The sequence below is a fragment of the Citrobacter sp. wls829 genome (assembly GCF_005280825.1).
Taxonomy (GTDB): domain Bacteria; phylum Pseudomonadota; class Gammaproteobacteria; order Enterobacterales; family Enterobacteriaceae; genus Citrobacter; species Citrobacter gillenii.
Window position 1 is genome coordinate 90,740 of the sequence record NZ_SZWP01000055.1, and the last position, 17,328, is coordinate 108,067.

General features: G+C 52.8%; 16 protein-coding genes. 5 read left to right on the forward strand and 11 right to left on the reverse strand.

The genetic code is table 11. The features are described 5' to 3' along the window. Positions 1 to 31: 31 nt before the first annotated feature. A complete protein-coding gene (locus tag FDW88_RS10145; protein WP_096759120.1) occupies positions 32 to 772 on the reverse strand; it encodes a MipA/OmpV family protein in 741 nt (246 codons plus the stop codon). A gap of 121 nt (positions 773 to 893) precedes the next feature. Here FDW88_RS10145 and FDW88_RS10150 point away from each other — a divergent pair, with 121 nt between their 5' ends. Then, a complete protein-coding gene (locus FDW88_RS10150; protein ID WP_115257191.1) occupies positions 894 to 1,847 on the forward strand; it encodes a LysR family transcriptional regulator in 954 nt (317 codons plus the stop codon). A 16-nt stretch (positions 1,848 to 1,863) separates the two neighbouring features. Here FDW88_RS10150 and FDW88_RS10155 read toward each other — a convergent pair whose 3' ends face one another. From FDW88_RS10155 to FDW88_RS10195, 9 genes are all read right to left on the reverse strand, one after another. Then, the gene (locus tag FDW88_RS10155) at positions 1,864 to 3,000 is read right to left on the reverse strand and encodes an HlyD family secretion protein (protein ID WP_135911235.1); all 1,137 of its coding nucleotides are present in this window, start codon (positions 2,998 to 3,000) and stop codon (positions 1,864 to 1,866) included. Between the two features lie 5 nt (positions 3,001 to 3,005). Continuing rightward, on the reverse strand, positions 3,006 to 3,329 hold the full coding sequence (locus FDW88_RS10160; RefSeq protein ID WP_137362497.1) for a DUF3302 domain-containing protein: 324 nt from the start codon (positions 3,327 to 3,329) through the stop codon (positions 3,006 to 3,008). A gap of 260 nt (positions 3,330 to 3,589) precedes the next feature. After that, positions 3,590 to 5,128, reverse strand: coding sequence for an aldehyde dehydrogenase AldB (gene aldB / locus FDW88_RS10165; RefSeq protein WP_096759116.1), 1,539 nt, complete (start codon positions 5,126 to 5,128; stop codon positions 3,590 to 3,592). Positions 5,129 to 5,220: 92 nt separating this feature from the next. Next, the gene (yiaY, locus tag FDW88_RS10170; RefSeq protein WP_135911233.1) at positions 5,221 to 6,372 is read right to left on the reverse strand and encodes an L-threonine dehydrogenase; all 1,152 of its coding nucleotides are present in this window, start codon (positions 6,370 to 6,372) and stop codon (positions 5,221 to 5,223) included. Positions 6,373 to 6,561: 189 nt separating this feature from the next. Then, entirely contained in the window at positions 6,562 to 8,406 is a 1,845-nt protein-coding gene (gene selB / locus FDW88_RS10175) for a selenocysteine-specific translation elongation factor (protein ID WP_137362498.1), read from the reverse strand. Then, entirely contained in the window at positions 8,403 to 9,794 is a 1,392-nt protein-coding gene (selA, locus tag FDW88_RS10180) for an L-seryl-tRNA(Sec) selenium transferase (protein ID WP_137362499.1), read from the reverse strand. The genes selB and selA overlap by 4 nt, the downstream gene beginning before the upstream one ends. A gap of 97 nt (positions 9,795 to 9,891) precedes the next feature. Beyond that, entirely contained in the window at positions 9,892 to 10,500 is a 609-nt protein-coding gene (locus FDW88_RS10185) for a glutathione S-transferase (RefSeq protein ID WP_115257187.1), read from the reverse strand. Between the two features lie 70 nt (positions 10,501 to 10,570). Next, positions 10,571 to 11,707 carry an HlyD family secretion protein gene (locus FDW88_RS10190; RefSeq protein WP_115257186.1) on the reverse strand — a complete coding sequence of 379 codons (1,137 nt, stop codon included), beginning with the start codon at positions 11,705 to 11,707 and terminating at the stop codon, positions 10,571 to 10,573. 2 nt (positions 11,708 to 11,709) lie between these two features. Next, a complete protein-coding gene (locus FDW88_RS10195; protein WP_117342538.1) occupies positions 11,710 to 12,066 on the reverse strand; it encodes a DUF3302 domain-containing protein in 357 nt (118 codons plus the stop codon). Between the two features lie 530 nt (positions 12,067 to 12,596). On the opposite strand from FDW88_RS10195, the gene mtlA reads away from it, so the two are divergent. The 3 genes from mtlA (at position 12,597) to mtlR (ending at position 16,374) form a co-directional block, all read left to right on the forward strand. Next, complete coding sequence (gene mtlA, locus FDW88_RS10205; protein WP_115257184.1) at positions 12,597 to 14,510, forward strand: PTS mannitol transporter subunit IICBA; 1,914 nt, start codon at positions 12,597 to 12,599, stop codon at positions 14,508 to 14,510. Positions 14,511 to 14,638: 128 nt separating this feature from the next. Then, a complete protein-coding gene (gene mtlD / locus FDW88_RS10210; protein WP_137362500.1) occupies positions 14,639 to 15,787 on the forward strand; it encodes a mannitol-1-phosphate 5-dehydrogenase in 1,149 nt (382 codons plus the stop codon). Further along, entirely contained in the window at positions 15,784 to 16,374 is a 591-nt protein-coding gene (mtlR, locus tag FDW88_RS10215; protein ID WP_096759107.1) for a mannitol operon repressor MtlR, read from the forward strand. Before mtlD ends, mtlR begins: the two co-directional genes overlap by 4 nt. A gap of 12 nt (positions 16,375 to 16,386) precedes the next feature. Here mtlR and FDW88_RS10220 read toward each other — a convergent pair whose 3' ends face one another. Beyond that, the gene (locus tag FDW88_RS10220; protein WP_096759106.1) at positions 16,387 to 16,593 is read right to left on the reverse strand and encodes a hypothetical protein; all 207 of its coding nucleotides are present in this window, start codon (positions 16,591 to 16,593) and stop codon (positions 16,387 to 16,389) included. Positions 16,594 to 16,885: 292 nt separating this feature from the next. Here FDW88_RS10220 and FDW88_RS10225 point away from each other — a divergent pair, with 292 nt between their 5' ends. Further along, complete coding sequence (locus tag FDW88_RS10225; protein WP_096759105.1) at positions 16,886 to 17,248, forward strand: YibL family ribosome-associated protein; 363 nt, start codon at positions 16,886 to 16,888, stop codon at positions 17,246 to 17,248. The last annotated feature ends 80 nt before the right edge of the window (positions 17,249 to 17,328 follow it).

Genomic DNA, 17,328 nt, shown 5'->3' on the forward strand with positions numbered 1-17,328 from the left:
GCCCTCTTCCATGAGGACAAACGGGTGAGAATTAGAAACGCCAGCTCACCCCTGACAGGAAAGTGAAGCTGTCATCGCGATCAACCATTGGGCTATCCTTAATATCATCTGGCAGCACGCTATAGTTGGCGCTGGCCAGCAGTGTCAGGTTAGCGGTTAACGCATATTTTGCGGACAGACCGGCATACGGTGTCCAGCTATCGCCTGGGGAATAGCTAGATAACCCGCTACGGCGAGACTCATTGCCTGAGATGCCGTAGTAATATTCGTTGAATTTTTCATCGTAGTAGAGCACACCAATGGACGGCGTCAGCGTCAGCTTGCCCATCGGCATTGGACGGAACAGAGAAACTTCGCCAGCCCAACCGCTGCTGTTGTCCATTACATCCGCTGCGGCAGAGACTTTAACGCTGCCCCATTTCTCATGGTGATACCATGCGGCCCCCGCCATTGCGGTTGCGTCACGCTTGTCGAGCTGCTTCATCGCATGATCGTCGTTATCGCCTGGGTCAAACTCAAGCGGCATCCACGAAGCAGTAATGCTAAATTCATTACTTTCACTCTTCGACAGAATATAACCTAGCGTTGTTTGCCTAAAATAAAATGATTCGCCTTCATAACTGATAAGCGGTACTGCATGGACATTTTCATTGTATCCACGATAAGGAGATTCGTTATATACAGCCCCACCGCCAAGAGAAAACTCTGCGGCTGATGCACTTGCCATAAAAGACAAAGCAACTAGCGCCGCAATATTGCGTTTAATTAACATGCCAACTTTCCATTTTAAAATAAGCTACAAAGCAGGCGCATAATAATGCTTACAATTTCATCAGTGCAAGACGCATATTTATATAGTAATATATAAAATCATATATATATTGGATTCAGCGATGAACAAATTACAACTCAAACACCGGGAACTGAAAATTATTTCGGTCATTGCTGCCAGTGAAAACATCAGCCATGCCGCAACCGTACTCGGCATTGCGCAGGCCAACGTCAGCAAATATCTTGCTGATTTTGAATCAAAAGTTGGATTAAAGGTGTTTGACAGAACCACCCGACAACTTACCCTGACGCCCTTTGGCACCGCGTTGCTACCCTACATCAATGACATGTTAGACAGAAACGAGCAGCTGAACAATTTTATTGCCGATTATAAGCATGAAAAACGTGGTCGGGTCACGGTATATGCACCGACGGGAATTATTGCTTACTTATCGCAACATGTTATTGCAAAAATTCAGAATATTGGTGGAATTAGCCTCTCGCTGAAAACCTATAACCTGGAACGTAAAGCATTTTATGAAGGGGTCGAATTCCCTGATGATTGTGATGTTTTAATTTCCTACGCACATCCCAAAGATGAAACACTGGTTGCCAGTTTCATTACTAAATATGCGGTTACGGCTTTTGCCAGCCAGGGATATCTCGATAAACACCCCATCAGTAGCCCTGAAGAACTGGAGCAACATTCCTGTATTTTGATTGACTCAATGATGATTGATGACGCCAATATTTGGCGATTCAATTCAGCCGGTGGCAAGGAGATGCATGACTATCGGGTGACAGGAAATTACGTCTGCGATAATACACAATCCGCGCTGGCGTTGGCACGTAATCATCTGGGCATTGTTTTTGCGCCTAATGAAAGCGTTCAACTTGATATTGAGGCTGGGGCGCTGGTTCCGTGCTTCTCTGAACAGCACGAGTGGTGGCTGGATCTGGTCGCGATTTTCCGTAAGCGTGAATACCAACCCTGGCGAGTGCAGTTTATTCTGGATGAGATGTTGGCGGAGATTCGCGAGCAGCTTACTCAGGTGCTACAACAGCCACCTGAGTAAGTAAAATAGTCTGCACCTAGTGGTCGAGATACAGGTAATGCACCCAACTGGTCATGCGTAACAGGACCTTACGCATCACCGATACATGGGCGAAATGATCCGAATACACCGCGACCTGAGCGTAAATACCATCAGGCAACGCGTTGACGTCCACATTCTCATTCAGTTCAATCGTGGCGATCACCCCTTCCGAACCCGGCGTGGAGTTTAAGGATTGCAACGCGCCGTTCGACTGATACGTGCCACCCGGAACCGCCGGGCTAATCGCGGCCAGTTTTCCGCTATAAACTTTCCCCGGTAGCGCGTTAAATACCACTTCAGCTTCGTCACCTGGCTCCAGTCGCAGAAGTGAGTTTTGGCGGAACTGGGCAATAATCTGTCGTTTTTGATCCGGGATAAACACCATCACCGGACGCATCGGCAGCGCAGCGGCATAGGTGCCCGGTCGGATCAGCACCTGGGTAACATAGCCATCGCTGGGCGCACGAACCACGGTTTGATCGAGGTTAAATTCTGCTTCCGCCAGCTGGGCTTTCAGGCTGGCAATTTGTGAATGCTCACCCATCACCATGCTGTCTAACTGGCTCTGTATTTGCTGTTGCTCTGCGAGGGACGATTTTACCGACGCTTCCTGCGCCAGATAGTTTTGCCGTGCCGCATCGATATCGCGTTCAGAAAAAGGATTTACCTTCGCCTGGCTACCCTGCGCGTAACGCTGGTAATCTTTTGCCAACTTGTCACGCGTGGCCTTTTTCTGCTGCGTGTTCGCTTTCATTTCATCTAACTGCGCAACCAGCGCCTGCTCTTTATGCTGTGCCGTGACAATATCGGCTTTCAGGCGGTCAACCCTCGCCTGATAACGCCCTGGGTTAAGCTTAAACAGCACCTCGCCTTTTTTGATCAGCGTGTTTTTCTTATCCGTGACTTCTGTTACCACCCCGGTCACCTGCGGCACGACGGGAATAGAAATAACCGCCTTTTGCGCCTTAAATGTATACGGATGGTTATAGTTCATCAGTAATATAAGTCCGCAAACAATAAAAATACCGCCCAATGCTGCAGTCGGTACTGTCCATTTATTTACAGGAATTTTAAAAATTTTAAATACAGACCATGCACAAGCCACATAGGTCAAAACGATCAGTAAATCCATCGATATTACTCCGCCGGGGAGGTCTTAACCTCGGCCAGTTTCTTTTCCAGATCGGCTACCCGCTCCTGAAGTTGAATCAGGGAAGAATCAGCGTGTTGCATGCCCCAACCGCGCTCCGGGCGGTAAAGCGTTGCCCAAATCCATAAAAAGGGCCAAATAACATGCAGCGTAAACAGACTTACCCATCCCGCAACATGGATAGCGTCGGCATGAGGATGGTTACGTTTTTTTGCAATTAGATAGGGAATATCATGCAGAATAATAACCCCATAAAAAATGACCAGGAATACAAAAATAAGCACTCCTAATGCAAAATAATCAAGAAACATATTTGCCTCAGGGATTAAAAATAAAGAATTTGTATGCTATTAGTTTTAAATAATAGATTTGAGCATAATAGTGGAATGACCAGATTGGATGCAATTGCCTTATTTATATAACGCTATATGGGTTTATATATACCCATCGTCTTTTGAGCTGCTTCTTTGTTGGCTTCGTTCGCTCACCCCAGTCATTTACCTGAGTAAACTGCAGAGCATAACTTGATGCCCGGCTCGCTATGCGATACCGGGCAATAAGTGACAGGAGATTAAAACAGCCCCAGCGGTTTATCAGAGTAGCTCACCAGCAGGCACTTGGTCTGCTGGTAGTGGTTCAGCATCATCTTGTGAGTTTCCCGCCCGATACCCGACTGTTTATAGCCGCCAAACGCCGCATGTGCCGGGTAGGCATGGTAGCAGTTGGTCCAGACGCGTCCGGCCTGAATACCACGTCCCATCTTGTAGGCCAGATTACCGTTACGGCTCCAGACGCCAGCACCCAGTCCGTATTGGGTATCGTTGGCGATCTCCAGCGCGTCTTCCATAGTTTTAAAGGTTGTGACCGCCAGCACCGGGCCGAAGATCTCTTCCTGGAAAACGCGCATATTGTTCTTGCCGTACAGGATGGTTGGCTCGAGGTAGTAGCCCTCTTTTAACTCCCCATCCAGTTGCTTACGCCGCCCGCCGGTCAGGACATCCGCCCCTTCTTTCTTACCGATATCAATGTAGTTCAGAATGGTTTCTAACTGCCCATGCGAGACCTGCGCGCCCATTTGCGTGACACTATCAAGCGGGTTACCGCTGCGGATACTCTCCACACGGCGAATGGCTCGCTCCATAAAACGTTCGTATATAGATTCCTGCACCAGTGCACGACTCGGGCAAGTACACACCTCGCCCTGGTTGAAGGCAAATAGCGCAAAGCCTTCCAGCGCCTTGTCAAAGAACGCATCTTCCTCATCCATAACGTCGGCAAAGAAGATATTCGGCGACTTGCCACCCAGTTCCAGCGTGACAGGGATAATATTCTGTGTGGCGTACTGCATGATCTGCTGGCCGACTTCCGTCGATCCGGTAAACGCCACTTTCGCAATGCGTTTTGATGTCGCCAGATATTCGCCGATTTCTCCGCCTGCACCGTTGACCACGTTCACCACGCCCGGTGGCAGCAAATCGCCGATAACTTCCATCAGCAGCAGCACCGACAGCGGCGTCAGACGAGCTGGCTTCAGCACCACGCAGTTACCCGCTGCCAGGGCCGGCGCCATCTTCCAGCTCGCCATCAGCAACGGGAAGTTCCACGGGATAATTTGCCCGACTACGCCGAGCGGTTCATGGAAATGATACGCCACCGTATCGCTGTCGACTTCACTGATCCCCCCTTCCTGGGCTCGAATACAGGAGGCGAAATAGCGGAAATGGTCAATGGCCAGCGGCACATCTGCCGCGCTGGTTTCGCGGATTGGCTTACCGTTATCCCAGGTTTCTGCCGTCGCCAGCAGCTCCAGGTTTTGCTCCATGCGATCGGCAATCTTGAACAGGAGCGCAGCACGATCCTGAACGGACGTATGCGCCCATTTATCTTTGACTTTGTGCGCGGCATCCAATGCCAGGTCGATGTCTTTTTTGCCGGAAGAGGCCACTTCGCACAGTAACTGCCCGGTGACCGGCGTCAGGTTCTGGTAATACTCACCGTCCACCGGTGCCACCCAATCGCCGCCGATAAAGTTATCGTATCGGGCTTTTAACTTCAGGGGATAACCATACTCGCCGGGATGAATACGCGTTGAAGGGGGGTTATTGGTCATGACCGTCTCCTTGCTGTAGGGGTACTACAAAGGTAGACGGGACTGGCGAATTATTCGCCAGCCATTTACTGCTTTACGACAGATGTCACGGTTTACATTGCCGCGCGATAGATCGCCATGATTTCCTCATGCGTCGCCTGAATCGGGTTGGTAAAACCACAGGCATCCTTCAGGGCGTTGGTCGCCAGAATAGCAAAATCTTCTTCCTTCACGTTCAGGTCGCGCAGGCCTGCCGGAATTGCCACTTTCTGCGCCAGCTCACGGATCGCCGCGATGCAGGCCTCAGCGCCTTGCGCTTCGCTCATATCCGCCACATTCACACCCATTGCAGCCGCGCAGTCACGCAGGCGAGCCGCAGCAACCTTGCTGTTGAACACCTGAACATGCGGCAGCAGGACGGCGTTGCACACCCCGTGCGGCAGGTTATAGAAACCGCCCAGTTGGTGCGCCATTGCGTGAACGTAACCCAGAGATGCATTGTTAAAGGCCATACCGGCGAGGAACTGCGCGTAGGCCATGGCTTCGCGCGCCTGCGCGTTGCTGCCCTCTTCCACGGCAACCGTCAGATTTTCAGCAATCATCGTTACCGCTTTGAGTGCACAAGCATCGGTAATCGGCGTGGCAGCAGTGGAAACATAGGCTTCAATGGCGTGGGTCAGCGCATCCATACCGGTGGCCGCCGTCAGAGACTTCGGCATACCGACCATCAGCGAGGAATCATTTACCGACAGCAGCGGGGTTACGTGCTTATCAACAATCGCCATTTTAATGTGGCGTTCTTCATCAGTGATGATGCAGAAACGGGTCATTTCAGATGCCGTACCCGCCGTGGTGTTGATGGCAATCATCGGCAGCTGTGGTTTTGCAGAACGGTCAACGCCTTCGTAGTCACGAATGTCGCCGCCGTTAGCCGCCACCAGCGCAATGCCTTTCGCACAGTCGTGTGGTGAGCCGCCGCCCAAGGAAATAACGCTATCACACTGGTGTTCTTGCAGAAGTTTCAGACCCGCCGCAACGTTGCTGGTAGTTGGGTTAGGATGTGTACCATCAAAAATAACACTGAAAATATCACGTTCCTGTAAGGCCTTTTGAATATCGCCCGCCATCCCTAATTGGGTCAGCATGGCATCCGTCACGATTAACGTACGACGGAATCCATATTCCGCCATTGTATTCATGGCATCCTTCAATGCACCAGTACCTATTACGTTCACAGATGGGATAAAAAATGTTGAAGCAGCCATTGTACAATCCTTAATTACTCTAAAGAGGTAGGCAGCATACGTGTGAAAATCCCATCAAAATATGATCGTGGTTGTTATTTTAATAACACCAGAAATTAAAAAAGCACATTAGGTTTAAAATCTAATGTGCTTATATAAATCAACCGCTATTTTGTATTAATTCATGTTTTCTATGAATTAATTGTGTCATTACTTTTCGGGAAACAGTAATGCATCGCGTAATAAATGATCATTTCCCCGGCGACGGGTAAACCCAATACGGTCAAAATATTCCAGAATTTGGATAGCCAATTTACGTCCCACATTCAGCCTGTCGCGGAAATCAGCGGCACAGGTTGATCCTTTTTCCAGATCCAGTTCGCGGATCATATTGGCAAAAGCCACGATGCGATCGTTACGATAATAGCGATCTTTGACGATCGCGGTAATGATGCCCTGCTGCGCTGCCTGCCGTAGCGCCAGACGCATGGCCTGCTCATCAGTGCCCGTTTCTTTCGCCAGGTCCCGCACCCACCACGGCTCATCGCCGAAGAGAGGCTCAACTTTTTGCCAGATGGCCTGCTGCTCATCGCTAAAGCCGGCCTTATGGTCCGGTAAATGCAGCCAGCCATGGTGGCTATGGATAACGCCGCTATCGCGCATTTTTTCGATCAGCAGCAGGACCAGCGCTTCGTCTTCCATCGGCAGCGCCATGCGCCGCAGACGCTCACGCCCCGGTCCCGGCTCATCGCGATGCTGCTCGTGGTACGTCGCCAGCGTATCCAAAATTTTACGCTGCCAGCGGGCGGCAACAGAGGCATTCAACAAGCTATATCCAGCCTGAATAAAACCATGTTGCTCAATCAACGGGCGCATACCGTCGCCGTTAAGCTGGCGCGCCCATGCGAAATCGGGGATGCTCACCGCGCCACGCGTCAGATGCACTGCCAGCGCGTCGCCGTCATTCTGTGCGTTTTCCAGCGCCGATAGCCACTGCAGATACTCCGGTTTACGCTTGCCACGACGCGGCGGGTTGAGCGTCACCACGCGTGCACCCGCAAGCGTCGTGCGGGCAGAAATATCGCGCAGCACCAGTCTGTCGTTATCGGCCAGCCACAGCGGCGTATCAAACACCAGCTCCGCCAGCGTCCCTTCGAGCAGGGAAATACGCCCGGTCACGTGGCTGGCCGCGTGGTGAATATGCAGCGGTTGCCACTGTGTCAGCGGGGCGGCGTGCTCTAAAGAGACAATGACGCGGGTCAAGGCATCCGGCGGTGCATCGGACAACAGCCAGTCACCGCGGGTGAGCTGTTCTTTCTCCGCATCGCCGGCAATATTCAGGGCAATACGCTGCCCGGCATGAGCGTACTCAGTGGCCTGGTTTTGCGCATGCAGACTACGCACGCGCATCGGTTTGTTGACCCCAGTCAGCCACAGCGTGTCGCCAACGTTCACTTCACCACTGAGCGCCGTGCCGGTAACTACCAGGCCCGCCCCCTTCACCGTAAAGGCGCGGTCAATTGCCAGCCGGAAGGTGTGATTGCGGGCCAGCTCTCGCGCAGGCAGCTGCAGCAGATGCTCACGTAATGCATCAATACCCAGCCCTTCACTGGCAGCGGTCACGAAAAGTGTCGCCCCGGCAAAACCAAAGTTCGCCAGCGTTGACTGCACTTCTGCACGCACGTCGTCAATACGCGCGTCATCCACGCGATCGGCTTTGGTCAGCGCCACGGTGAGCTGCGGATTGCCCGTCAGTTGCAGGATCTGCAAATGCTCCCGCGTTTGCGCCATCACGCCATCATCGCAGGCCACCACCAACAGCGCGTGATCGATGCCGCCGACGCCCGCCAGCATGTTGGACAGAAACTTTTCGTGTCCGGGAACGTCGATAAACCCCAGCACGCGGCCATCCGGCTGCGGCCAGTAGGCATAGCCCAAATCGATGGTCATGCCACGTTTTTTTTCTTCCGGCAGACGATCGGCATTCACACCGGTAATCGCCTGTAATAACGTGGTTTTTCCGTGGTCAACGTGTCCGGCTGTTGCAATAATCATTTCAGCATCATCTCCATAAACCGGGGCTCGTCTTCAAGACAGCGCAGATCCAGCCATAAGCGGCCATCATAAATTCGCCCAATGACCGGCACCGGTAGCGCGCGCCAGCGGGCAGCCAGGGCCTCAAGGCGGCTACCGCGCCCGTCATGCGGGGTAAAGGTTAATGCCGCGCTGGGCAGTCTATCAACCGGTAGCGAACCACTGCCAATCTGCGACAGACAGGGCATCACGTTCAGTGCAAACTCGCCGCCATAATGTTGTTCGAGCTGTGCCTGTAAGCGCTGGGCCTGTTCGCGGATCGCCTCTTCCTTACGAGTGAGCAGGCGCAGCGTGGGTAATTTTTCCGCCAGTGCTTCCGGGTGTAAATAGAGCCGCAGAGTGGCTTCCAGTGCCGCCAGGGTCATTTTATCGGCCCGCAGCGCACGTTTCAGCGGATGACGCTGCAGCCGGGCAATCATCTCTTTCTTACCGACGATAATTCCGGCCTGCGGCCCCCCCAGCAGCTTGTCGCCCGAGAAGCTGACCAGGCTAACACCCGCGGCAATCAACTGCTGCGGCATCGGCTCCTTGGGTAAACCGTACAGGCTGAGATCCACCAGCGAGCCGCTACCCAGATCCGTCACCACCGGAACATCCAGCTCATGACCGATCGCCGCCAGCTCGGCTTCATCCACCGTTTTGGTAAAGCCTTCAATGCTGTAATTGCTGGTATGCACTTTCATCAACAGACCGGTATTTTCATTCACTGCCTGACGGTAATCGCTGGCGTGCGTCCGGTTAGTGGTACCGACCTCATGTAGAACGCACCCGGCCTGGCGCATCACGTCCGGAATACGAAACGCGCCGCCAATTTCCACCAGCTCACCGCGTGAAACCACCACCTCTTTACCATTGGCGGTCGCAGCCAACATCAGCAGTACCGCTGCCGCATTGTTATTAACGATGCAGGCATCTTCGGCTCCCGTAATGCGACACAACAGGTCCGCCAGCGCACGATCGCGATGCCCACGACCGGCGCCGTCGAGGTCATACTCCAGCGTCACCGGCGCGTGCATCACCTGCATCACCGCCTCAATCGCTTCTTGCGCCTGCAACGCACGACCCAGGTTGGTGTGCAGCACCGTACCCGTCAGGTTGATGACCGGACGCAGCGCGCTGTGCGACTCGCGCTCCAGCCGGGCGCTGGCTTCTTGCGCCCAGTCGTCACTCCACGCCGGGAGCGCCTGCGCGTCGCGAATCGTTTCCCTGGCTTCGTCGAGCATATGGCGAAGCAGCTCCACCACCCGGGTATGGCCGTGAGACTCACGTAAGGCAAGAAAGGCGCTGTCGCGCAATAAACGATCGATCGCAGGAAGCTGGCTGTAGAGTGAACGCATGTCGGTTGTCATGAAAGGGCCTGGCTGTTGGTGGCCCTCTCCGCCGGGGAGAGGGATAGCAATATGGGGGGATTGTACCGTGAGTTTGCTCAGGCGGACATAATACGCATCAAGCCTTTGGCGGTTCTGTGCGGGCAAAGCTCTCACGCTGAAAGAGCGTTTCCACCAGTTTGACCAGTCGCGGTCGGTCAACACACCAGCCGGGTGCGACGCGGCGGAAATTGAGATAACCCACGGCGCAGGCGATGGCGACGGTGGCCAGATTCACCGTGTCCGTTTTCAGGGTGCCGTCTGCCAGATAGCCTTCCAGCACATCCAGGCTGCGGGTAATTTTCTCGCGCTGGCGCAGCAGTTCGATTTCTGATTGCTGTGCGGCTGGCCGGGCCTGTTCGCGTACGGAGACAAGTCCAGCATCCATAATACCGTCCGCCAGCGCTTCAATCTGACGCACTTTCAGCGCCGCCAGCGGATCGCGCGGTAACATGGCTGGCGCAATATCCAGCAGCTCAATGTATTCGGCGATGATTGGCGAATCGAACCAGTACTCGCCCTCATCGGTGACCAGCGCGGGCACTTTTCCTAACGGGTTGTAGCGCGCCACGCCGTTTTCGACGTTGTAGGGGAGTTCATTAACGAATTCGAAGGTAATGCCCTTTTCCAGCAACAGAATAGAGATTTTTCGCACAAAAGGGCTGGTGTAGCTACCAATGAGTTTCATGCCGTGTCCTTTTTGCCAACAAAAATATCAGTATGGCTCAGGCCACGGCAAATGGCAGGTGACGACGGTCTCAATGATCCAAATAAAGGTAATGCATCCAGCTGGTCATACGCAGCAGTACTTTACGCATCACCGACACGTGGGCGAAATGGTCGGAGTAAACCGCCACTTGGGCATAAATGCCGTCCGGTAAGGCGTCAACTTCGGCATTCGGCTCCAGTTCAATCGTTGCCAGCACGCCATCGGTACCCGGCACCACCGTTAAGGACTGCAATGCGCCCTGAGCCTGATAAGAGCCTCCCGGCACAACCGGCAGAATGCTGGTCAATTTACCGGAGAAAACCTGGCCTGGTAGCGCATTAAACACCACTTCCGCTTCATCGCCCGGTTCAAGACGCAGCAATGAGTTCTGGCGGAACTGGGCCACAATCTGGCGTTTCTGTTCCGGAATAAAGACCATCACCGGTCGCAGAGGCAGCGCAGCGGCATAGGTCCCCGGACGGATCAGCACCTGCGTGATATAGCCATTACTTGGCGCACGCACGACGGTCTGATCCAGATTGTATTTGGCTTCAGCAAGCTGAGCACGCAGAGAGGCAACCTGCGACTGCTCGCCGTTAACCATGCTGTCTAACTGACTTTGGATCTGGGTTTGTTCCGCAACGGAGCCTTTCACCAGCGCATCTTGTGCCAGGTAGTTTTGGCGGGCGTTGTCGATATCGCTTTCAGAAAACGGGTTAACCTTCGCCTGGCTGCCTTTCAGGTAGCGTTGATAATCTTTATACAGACGATCGCGCTCGGCGGACACTCGCGTGGTGTTGGCGACCGCTTCCGAAAGTTGCGCTTTTAAATTATCGATATTGTGCGTTGCGGTAACCAGGTCGGCCTGCAGCCTGTCGACGCGCGCCTGGTAGCGGCCTGGATCGAGTTTGAACAACACCTCGCCTTTTTTAATCAGCTGATTATTTTTATCGGTAACCTCACTCACAATCCCCGTAACCTGCGGCGTAATTGGAATGGAGATCACCGCTTTTTGCGCAGTGTAAGTATACGGGTGGTTATAGTTCATTAATAAAATGAGGCCCGCAACAATAAACACGCCACCTAAAGCTGCGGTAGCAAGCGTCCATTGGTTTACCGGGATACGGAATATCTTAAAGATGGCCCAGGCAAATGCCACGTAGGTCAAAACAATCAACAGATCCATGATCAGCGCTCCTGCGTGTTCTTATCAGCGGCGGGTTGCACCGCAGCCAGTTTTTGTTCCAGATCGGCTACGCGCTTCGCAAGAGCGTCAATATCAGGGTTGCCCGTCATTGGCTGAATATGGTTTTGCATTCCCCAGCCGCGTTCGGGTTGGTAGAGCGTGGCCCAAATCCACAGGAACGGCCAAATGGCATGGAGCGTAAACAAGCTAATCCAGCCCGCCGTATGAATCGCATCGGCATGGGGATGGTTACGCTTTTTAGCCATGTTGTAGGGAATATCATGGATGGCGATGATTCCGTAGAACAGAACCAGGAAGACGAAAATGAGCACGCCCAACGCGAAATAATTTAGAAACATACCTGCCTCGAATTCACACTAATTAGAGTTTTTTTGTGCTGGCAGCCGTATGTACCCTGGCTGATGTCTTGAACATAACTGGAGTTGGCAATTTTTGCCATACCACAAAAAAAATATATTTTCTGAGTAAAAGTTGCTTTATTTTCCGCAAAAAATGGGCGGGGGAGAATCTGCTTCAGATCACACTGGGAAAAAAACAGATGAAAATTTCTTGTGATTCAGATCACAAAGACTCAACAAACACGCCAACATAAAACGTGAACCAATTCACATTTTTCTGCCTTTTTGGGTGAATTCTAACCGTGAGGTGTTTTTTTGTACTGGTGTTTTGTGATGAATGTCACATTAACTACCGCCATACACCCTATATTTACGTGACGAATATCACATAAAAAGGCGTCGACTGGACAGTTGAACGATTCAGTGCCAGATTTCGCAGTATCTACAGGGTCCGGCTACCTCCTGCCGCTACATTAACAAACCTCGGGCTTTCAGCCTGCGCGATAGTAAACATAAGAAGGGGTGTTTTTATGTCATCCGATATTAAGATCAAAGTGCAAAGCTTTGGTCGATTCCTCAGCAACATGGTGATGCCGAATATCGGCGCGTTTATCGCGTGGGGTATTATCACCGCATTATTCATTCCGACAGGGTGGTTGCCGAGCGAAACGCTGGCTAAGCTCGTTGGCCCTATGATCACCTATCTTCTGCCGCTGCTGATTGGTTACACCGGCGGTAAATTGGTGGGTGGCGATCGCGGCGGTGTGGTCGGTGCCATCACCACAATGGGTGTGATCGTCGGTGCCGATATGCCGATGTTCCTCGGCGCAATGATTGCCGGTCCGTTGGGCGGCTGGGCGATTAAACACTTCGATAACTGGGTTGACGGTAAGATTAAATCCGGCTTTGAGATGCTGGTGAACAACTTCTCCGCCGGCATCATCGGGATGATCCTCGCTATCCTGGCGTTCCTCGGCATTGGCCCACTGGTTGAAGCCCTGTCCAAAATTCTGGCAGCAGGCGTTAACTTCATGGTTGTCCATGACATGCTGCCGCTGGCGTCTATCTTTGTTGAACCGGCGAAAATCCTGTTCCTCAACAACGCCATCAACCACGGTATTTTCTCACCGCTGGGCATTCAGCAGTCCCATGAGATGGGCAAATCCATCTTCTTCCTGATTGAAGCAAACCCGGGTCCGGGTATGGGCGTCCTGCTGGCGTACATGTTCTTCGGTCGCGGTAGCGCTAAACAGTCTGCGGGCGGCGCGGCTATCATCCACTTCCTGGGCGGTATCCACGAAATTTACTTCCCGTACGTGCTGATGAACCCACGTCTGATCCTGGCCGTTATCCTCGGCGGTATGACCGGCGTATTTACGCTGACTATCCTCGGCGGCGGTCTGGTTTCTCCGGCCTCTCCGGGCTCTATCCTGGCCGTACTGGCCATGACGCCAAAAGGTGCGTACTTCGCTAACATCGCGGCAATCTGTGCGGCCATGGCGGTCTCCTTTGTGGTCTCAGCCATTCTGCTGAAAACCAGCAAAGTGAAAGAAGAAGATGACATTGATGCAGCGACCCGTCGCATGCACGACATGAAAGCAGAATCCAAAGGTTCATCTCCGCTGTCTGCGGGCGATGTCACCAACGACCTGAGCCATGTGCGTAAAATCATCGTTGCCTGTGATGCCGGTATGGGCTCCAGCGCAATGGGTGCAGGCGTACTGCGCAAGAAAGTGCAGGATGCCGGTCTGTCTCAGATCTCCGTCACCAACAGCGCGATTAACAATCTGCCGCCGGATGTGGATCTGGTCATTACACACCGTGACCTGACCGAACGCGCTATGCGCCAGGTTCCGCAGGCGCAGCACATTTCGCTGACCAACTTCCTCGACAGCGGTCTGTACACCAGCCTGACCGAGCGTCTGGTTGCCGCACAGCGCCACAACGTTAACGAAGAGAAGGTACGTGACCACCTGAAAGACAGTTTTGATGAAGGTGATAACAACCTGTTCAAACTGGGTGCGGAGAATATCTTCCTTGGCCGTAAAGCCACCAACAAAGAAGAAGCCATTCTGTTTGCCGGTGAGCAACTGGTGAAAGGCGGCTATGTTGAGCCGGAATACGTCCAGGCAATGCTGGATCGCGAAAAACTGACCTCTACCTACCTGGGTGAGTCCATTGCGGTACCGCACGGCACCATCGAAGCTAAAGATCGCGTGCTGAAAACCGGCATCGTGTTCTGTCAGTACCCGGAAGGTGTGCGCTTCGGTGAAGAAGAAGACGACATTGCCCGCCTGGTGATTGGTATCGCCGCGCGTAACAATGAGCACATCCAGGTGATTACCAGCCTGACCAACGCGCTGGATGATGAATCCGTGATCGAACGTCTGGCGCAGACCACCAGCGTGGATGAAGTGCTGGAACTGCTGGCAGGTCGTAAGTAAGCGTTATTGCCCGGTAGGACTCATGCTTACCGGGCCTACAAAATCCTCTCCCTTGTGGAGAGGGTTAGGTTGAGGGAAAAGCCTCACCCCAGCCCTCTTGGGTAAAAACATTAATGAAGGTTAATACTATGAAAGCATTACATTTTGGCGCAGGTAATATCGGTCGTGGCTTTATCGGCAAACTGCTGGCAGACGCGGGGATACAACTGACGTTTGCGGATGTAAATCAGGTGGTTCTCGACGCCCTGAATGCCCGTCATAGCTATCAGGTTCATGTTGTCGGTGAAAATGAGCAGGTTGATACCGTTTCCGGCGTTAACGCCGTCAGCAGCATCGGCGACGATGTCGTTGAACTGATTGCCCAGGTTGATCTCGTGACCACCGCGGTTGGTCCGGTCGTGCTGGAGCGCATTGCGCCTGCCATCGCCAAAGGGCTGGTCAAGCGTAAAGCGCAGGGTATTAGCACCCCTCTGAATATTATTGCCTGTGAAAACATGGTGCGCGGCACCACCCAGCTGAAAGGTCACGTGCTGAACGCGCTGGACGATGCGGATAAAGCCTGGGTTGAAGAACACGTTGGTTTTGTCGATTCTGCCGTAGACCGTATTGTTCCGCCTTCCGCCTCTGCCACCAATGACCCACTGGAAGTTACCGTAGAAACCTTCAGCGAGTGGATTGTCGACAAAACCCAGTTCAAAGGCGAGCTGCCGAACATCCCGGGAATGGAATTAACTGATAACCTGATGGCATTTGTCGAACGTAAGCTCTTCACGCTGAACACGGGGCATGCTATAACCGCGTACCTCGGAAAATTGACCGGTCATCAGACCATCCGTGACGCGATTCTCGACGAGAAAATCCGCGCAGTGGTAAAAGGTGCGATGGAAGAGAGCGGCGCGGTACTGATCAAACGCTATGGCTTTGATGCGGCAAAACATGCAGCATACATTCAGAAAATCCTCAGTCGTTTCGAAAACCCGTACCTGAAAGATGACGTTGAGCGCGTGGGCCGCCAGCCGCTGCGTAAACTGAGCGCAGGCGACCGTTTAATCAAGCCGCTGCTCGGCACGCTGGAGTACGGCCTGCCGCACTTTAATCTGGTGCAGGGTATTGCTGCGGCGATGCATTACCGCAGTGAAGAAGACCCGCAGGCGCAGGAACTGGCAGCGCTGATTGACGAAAAAGGCCCACAGGCCGCGCTGGCACAGGTTTCCGGGCTGGATGCCAACAGCGACGTGGTGGCGGAGGCGGTTAACGCATATAACGCAACCAAATGATCCACAGTGCGGCGCAGGTCAGCCTGCGCCCGAATATCAGATTGTCAGATATGCAGGCAATAATGGAACAAACGCAGGCCTTTGAAAATCGTGTGCTTGAGCGTCTGAATGCTGGCAAAACCGTACGCAGCTTCCTCATCACCGCCGTAGATTTACTCACCGAGGCGGTGAATATCCTGGTGCTTCAGGTATTTCGCAAAGACGACTACGCGGTTAAATATGCAGTGGAACCGTTGCTCGACGGCGACGGGCCGCTGGGCGATCTGTCGGTCCGTCTGAAGCTGATCTACGGCCTGGGTGTGCTCAGCCGCCCTGAGTATGAAGATGCGGAACTGCTGATGGCGCTGCGTGAGGAATTGAATCACGACGGTAATGAATATGCGTTCACCGACGACGAAATTCTCGGACCGTTTGGTGAACTGCACTGCGTGACGGCGCTCCCGCCCCCGCCCCAGTTTGATACCTCAGACTCAGGTTTGTACGCCATGCAAATCCAGCGCTACCAGCAAATGGTACGCTCAACCATGGTGCTCTCTCTGACCGAGCTGATTTCTAAAATCAGCTTAAAGAAAGCCTTTCAGAAATAACGTCATACCGATTTACTTCTCATCCTGCTGCGGTCGATACAGCTGGCGATAGTACTCCAGACGCTGCAGATACAGCGGCACGTTTTCCTGCGGGACCTCAGAAGGCACCGTGTTACGCGGCGGCGTTTTATTCAAGTACTCACGAAAAGCCTGGCTTGACGCCATAAAATCGATGGTTTTATCAATAAGAATCGAAACGTTCTCGCCTATTTTCGCCATGATGATTAATCCTCCATGTATTATCCGCGACCCGCCTACGCGGTCGATGGTTTAAGTTTAGGATCGGATGGTTAATTATATTGAGGAAAACGTGCTTCACTATGCCGCCACCGACAAAAAGCACCATCAACGATCTTATTTCTTAAAATCCCTTTTTAATCAAACAGCTAACATTTTCATTAGCGAAATAATACTTGCAGCATTTGATTATTTATCTTCGATTAGTTGAGAATAATCCCCCTCTGCGCGCATACTATAGGATATTCATCCTATTTTTAGCAGAAGCTATCCTATGAAAGAAGTCGAAAAAAACGAAATTAAACGTCTGAGCGATCGCCTGGACGCCATCCGCCACCAGCAGGCAGACCTGTCACTGGTTGAAGCCGCCGACAAATATGCCGAGCTGGAAAAAGAAAAAGAAACGCTGGAAGCCGAGATCGTGCGCCTGCGTGAAGTTCACGGTCAGAAGTTGAGCAAAGAAGCACAAAAGCTCAGCAAGCTCCCGTTCCGTCGCGCCATCACCAAAAAAGAGCAGGCCGACATGGGCAAGCTGAAGAAAAGCGTGCGCGGCCTGGTGATCGTACACCCGATGACCGAACTGGGTCGTGAAATGGGCCTGAAAGAGATGACTGGCTTTTCAAAGACTGAGTTTTGATCACCCTCCGGGCAACGTCCGTTTGCCCGGTCTCCTATTTCTCCGCCAATTGGCCCTACCAATTTTAGCCAGATCCGAAT

Excerpts from the sequence above, each read along its gene's own strand:
- FDW88_RS10160 (WP_137362497.1), bottom strand. The coding sequence starts at position 3,329 with ATGTTTCTTGATTATTTTGCATTAGGAGTGCTTATTTTTGTATTCCTG.
- FDW88_RS10150 (WP_115257191.1), top strand. The coding sequence starts at position 894 with ATGAACAAATTACAACTCAAACACCGGGAACTGAAAATTATTTCGGTC.
- FDW88_RS10185 (WP_115257187.1), bottom strand. The coding sequence starts at position 10,500 with ATGAAACTCATTGGTAGCTACACCAGCCCTTTTGTGCGAAAAATCTCT.
- mtlA (WP_115257184.1), top strand. The coding sequence starts at position 12,597 with ATGTCATCCGATATTAAGATCAAAGTGCAAAGCTTTGGTCGATTCCTC.
- mtlR (WP_096759107.1), top strand. The coding sequence starts at position 15,784 with ATGATCCACAGTGCGGCGCAGGTCAGCCTGCGCCCGAATATCAGATTG.
- selA (WP_137362499.1), bottom strand. The coding sequence starts at position 9,794 with ATGACAACCGACATGCGTTCACTCTACAGCCAGCTTCCTGCGATCGAT.
- FDW88_RS10190 (WP_115257186.1), bottom strand. The coding sequence starts at position 11,707 with ATGGATCTGTTGATTGTTTTGACCTACGTGGCATTTGCCTGGGCCATC.
- selB (WP_137362498.1), bottom strand. The coding sequence starts at position 8,406 with ATGATTATTGCAACAGCCGGACACGTTGACCACGGAAAAACCACGTTA.
- FDW88_RS10145 (WP_096759120.1), bottom strand. The coding sequence starts at position 772 with ATGTTAATTAAACGCAATATTGCGGCGCTAGTTGCTTTGTCTTTTATG.
- FDW88_RS10155 (WP_135911235.1), bottom strand. The coding sequence starts at position 3,000 with ATGGATTTACTGATCGTTTTGACCTATGTGGCTTGTGCATGGTCTGTA.
- mtlD (WP_137362500.1), top strand. The coding sequence starts at position 14,639 with ATGAAAGCATTACATTTTGGCGCAGGTAATATCGGTCGTGGCTTTATC.
- aldB (WP_096759116.1), bottom strand. The coding sequence starts at position 5,128 with ATGACCAATAACCCCCCTTCAACGCGTATTCATCCCGGCGAGTATGGT.
- FDW88_RS10220 (WP_096759106.1), bottom strand. The coding sequence starts at position 16,593 with ATGGCGAAAATAGGCGAGAACGTTTCGATTCTTATTGATAAAACCATC.
- FDW88_RS10225 (WP_096759105.1), top strand. The coding sequence starts at position 16,886 with ATGAAAGAAGTCGAAAAAAACGAAATTAAACGTCTGAGCGATCGCCTG.
- FDW88_RS10195 (WP_117342538.1), bottom strand. The coding sequence starts at position 12,066 with ATGTTTCTAAATTATTTCGCGTTGGGCGTGCTCATTTTCGTCTTCCTG.
- yiaY (WP_135911233.1), bottom strand. The coding sequence starts at position 6,372 with ATGGCTGCTTCAACATTTTTTATCCCATCTGTGAACGTAATAGGTACT.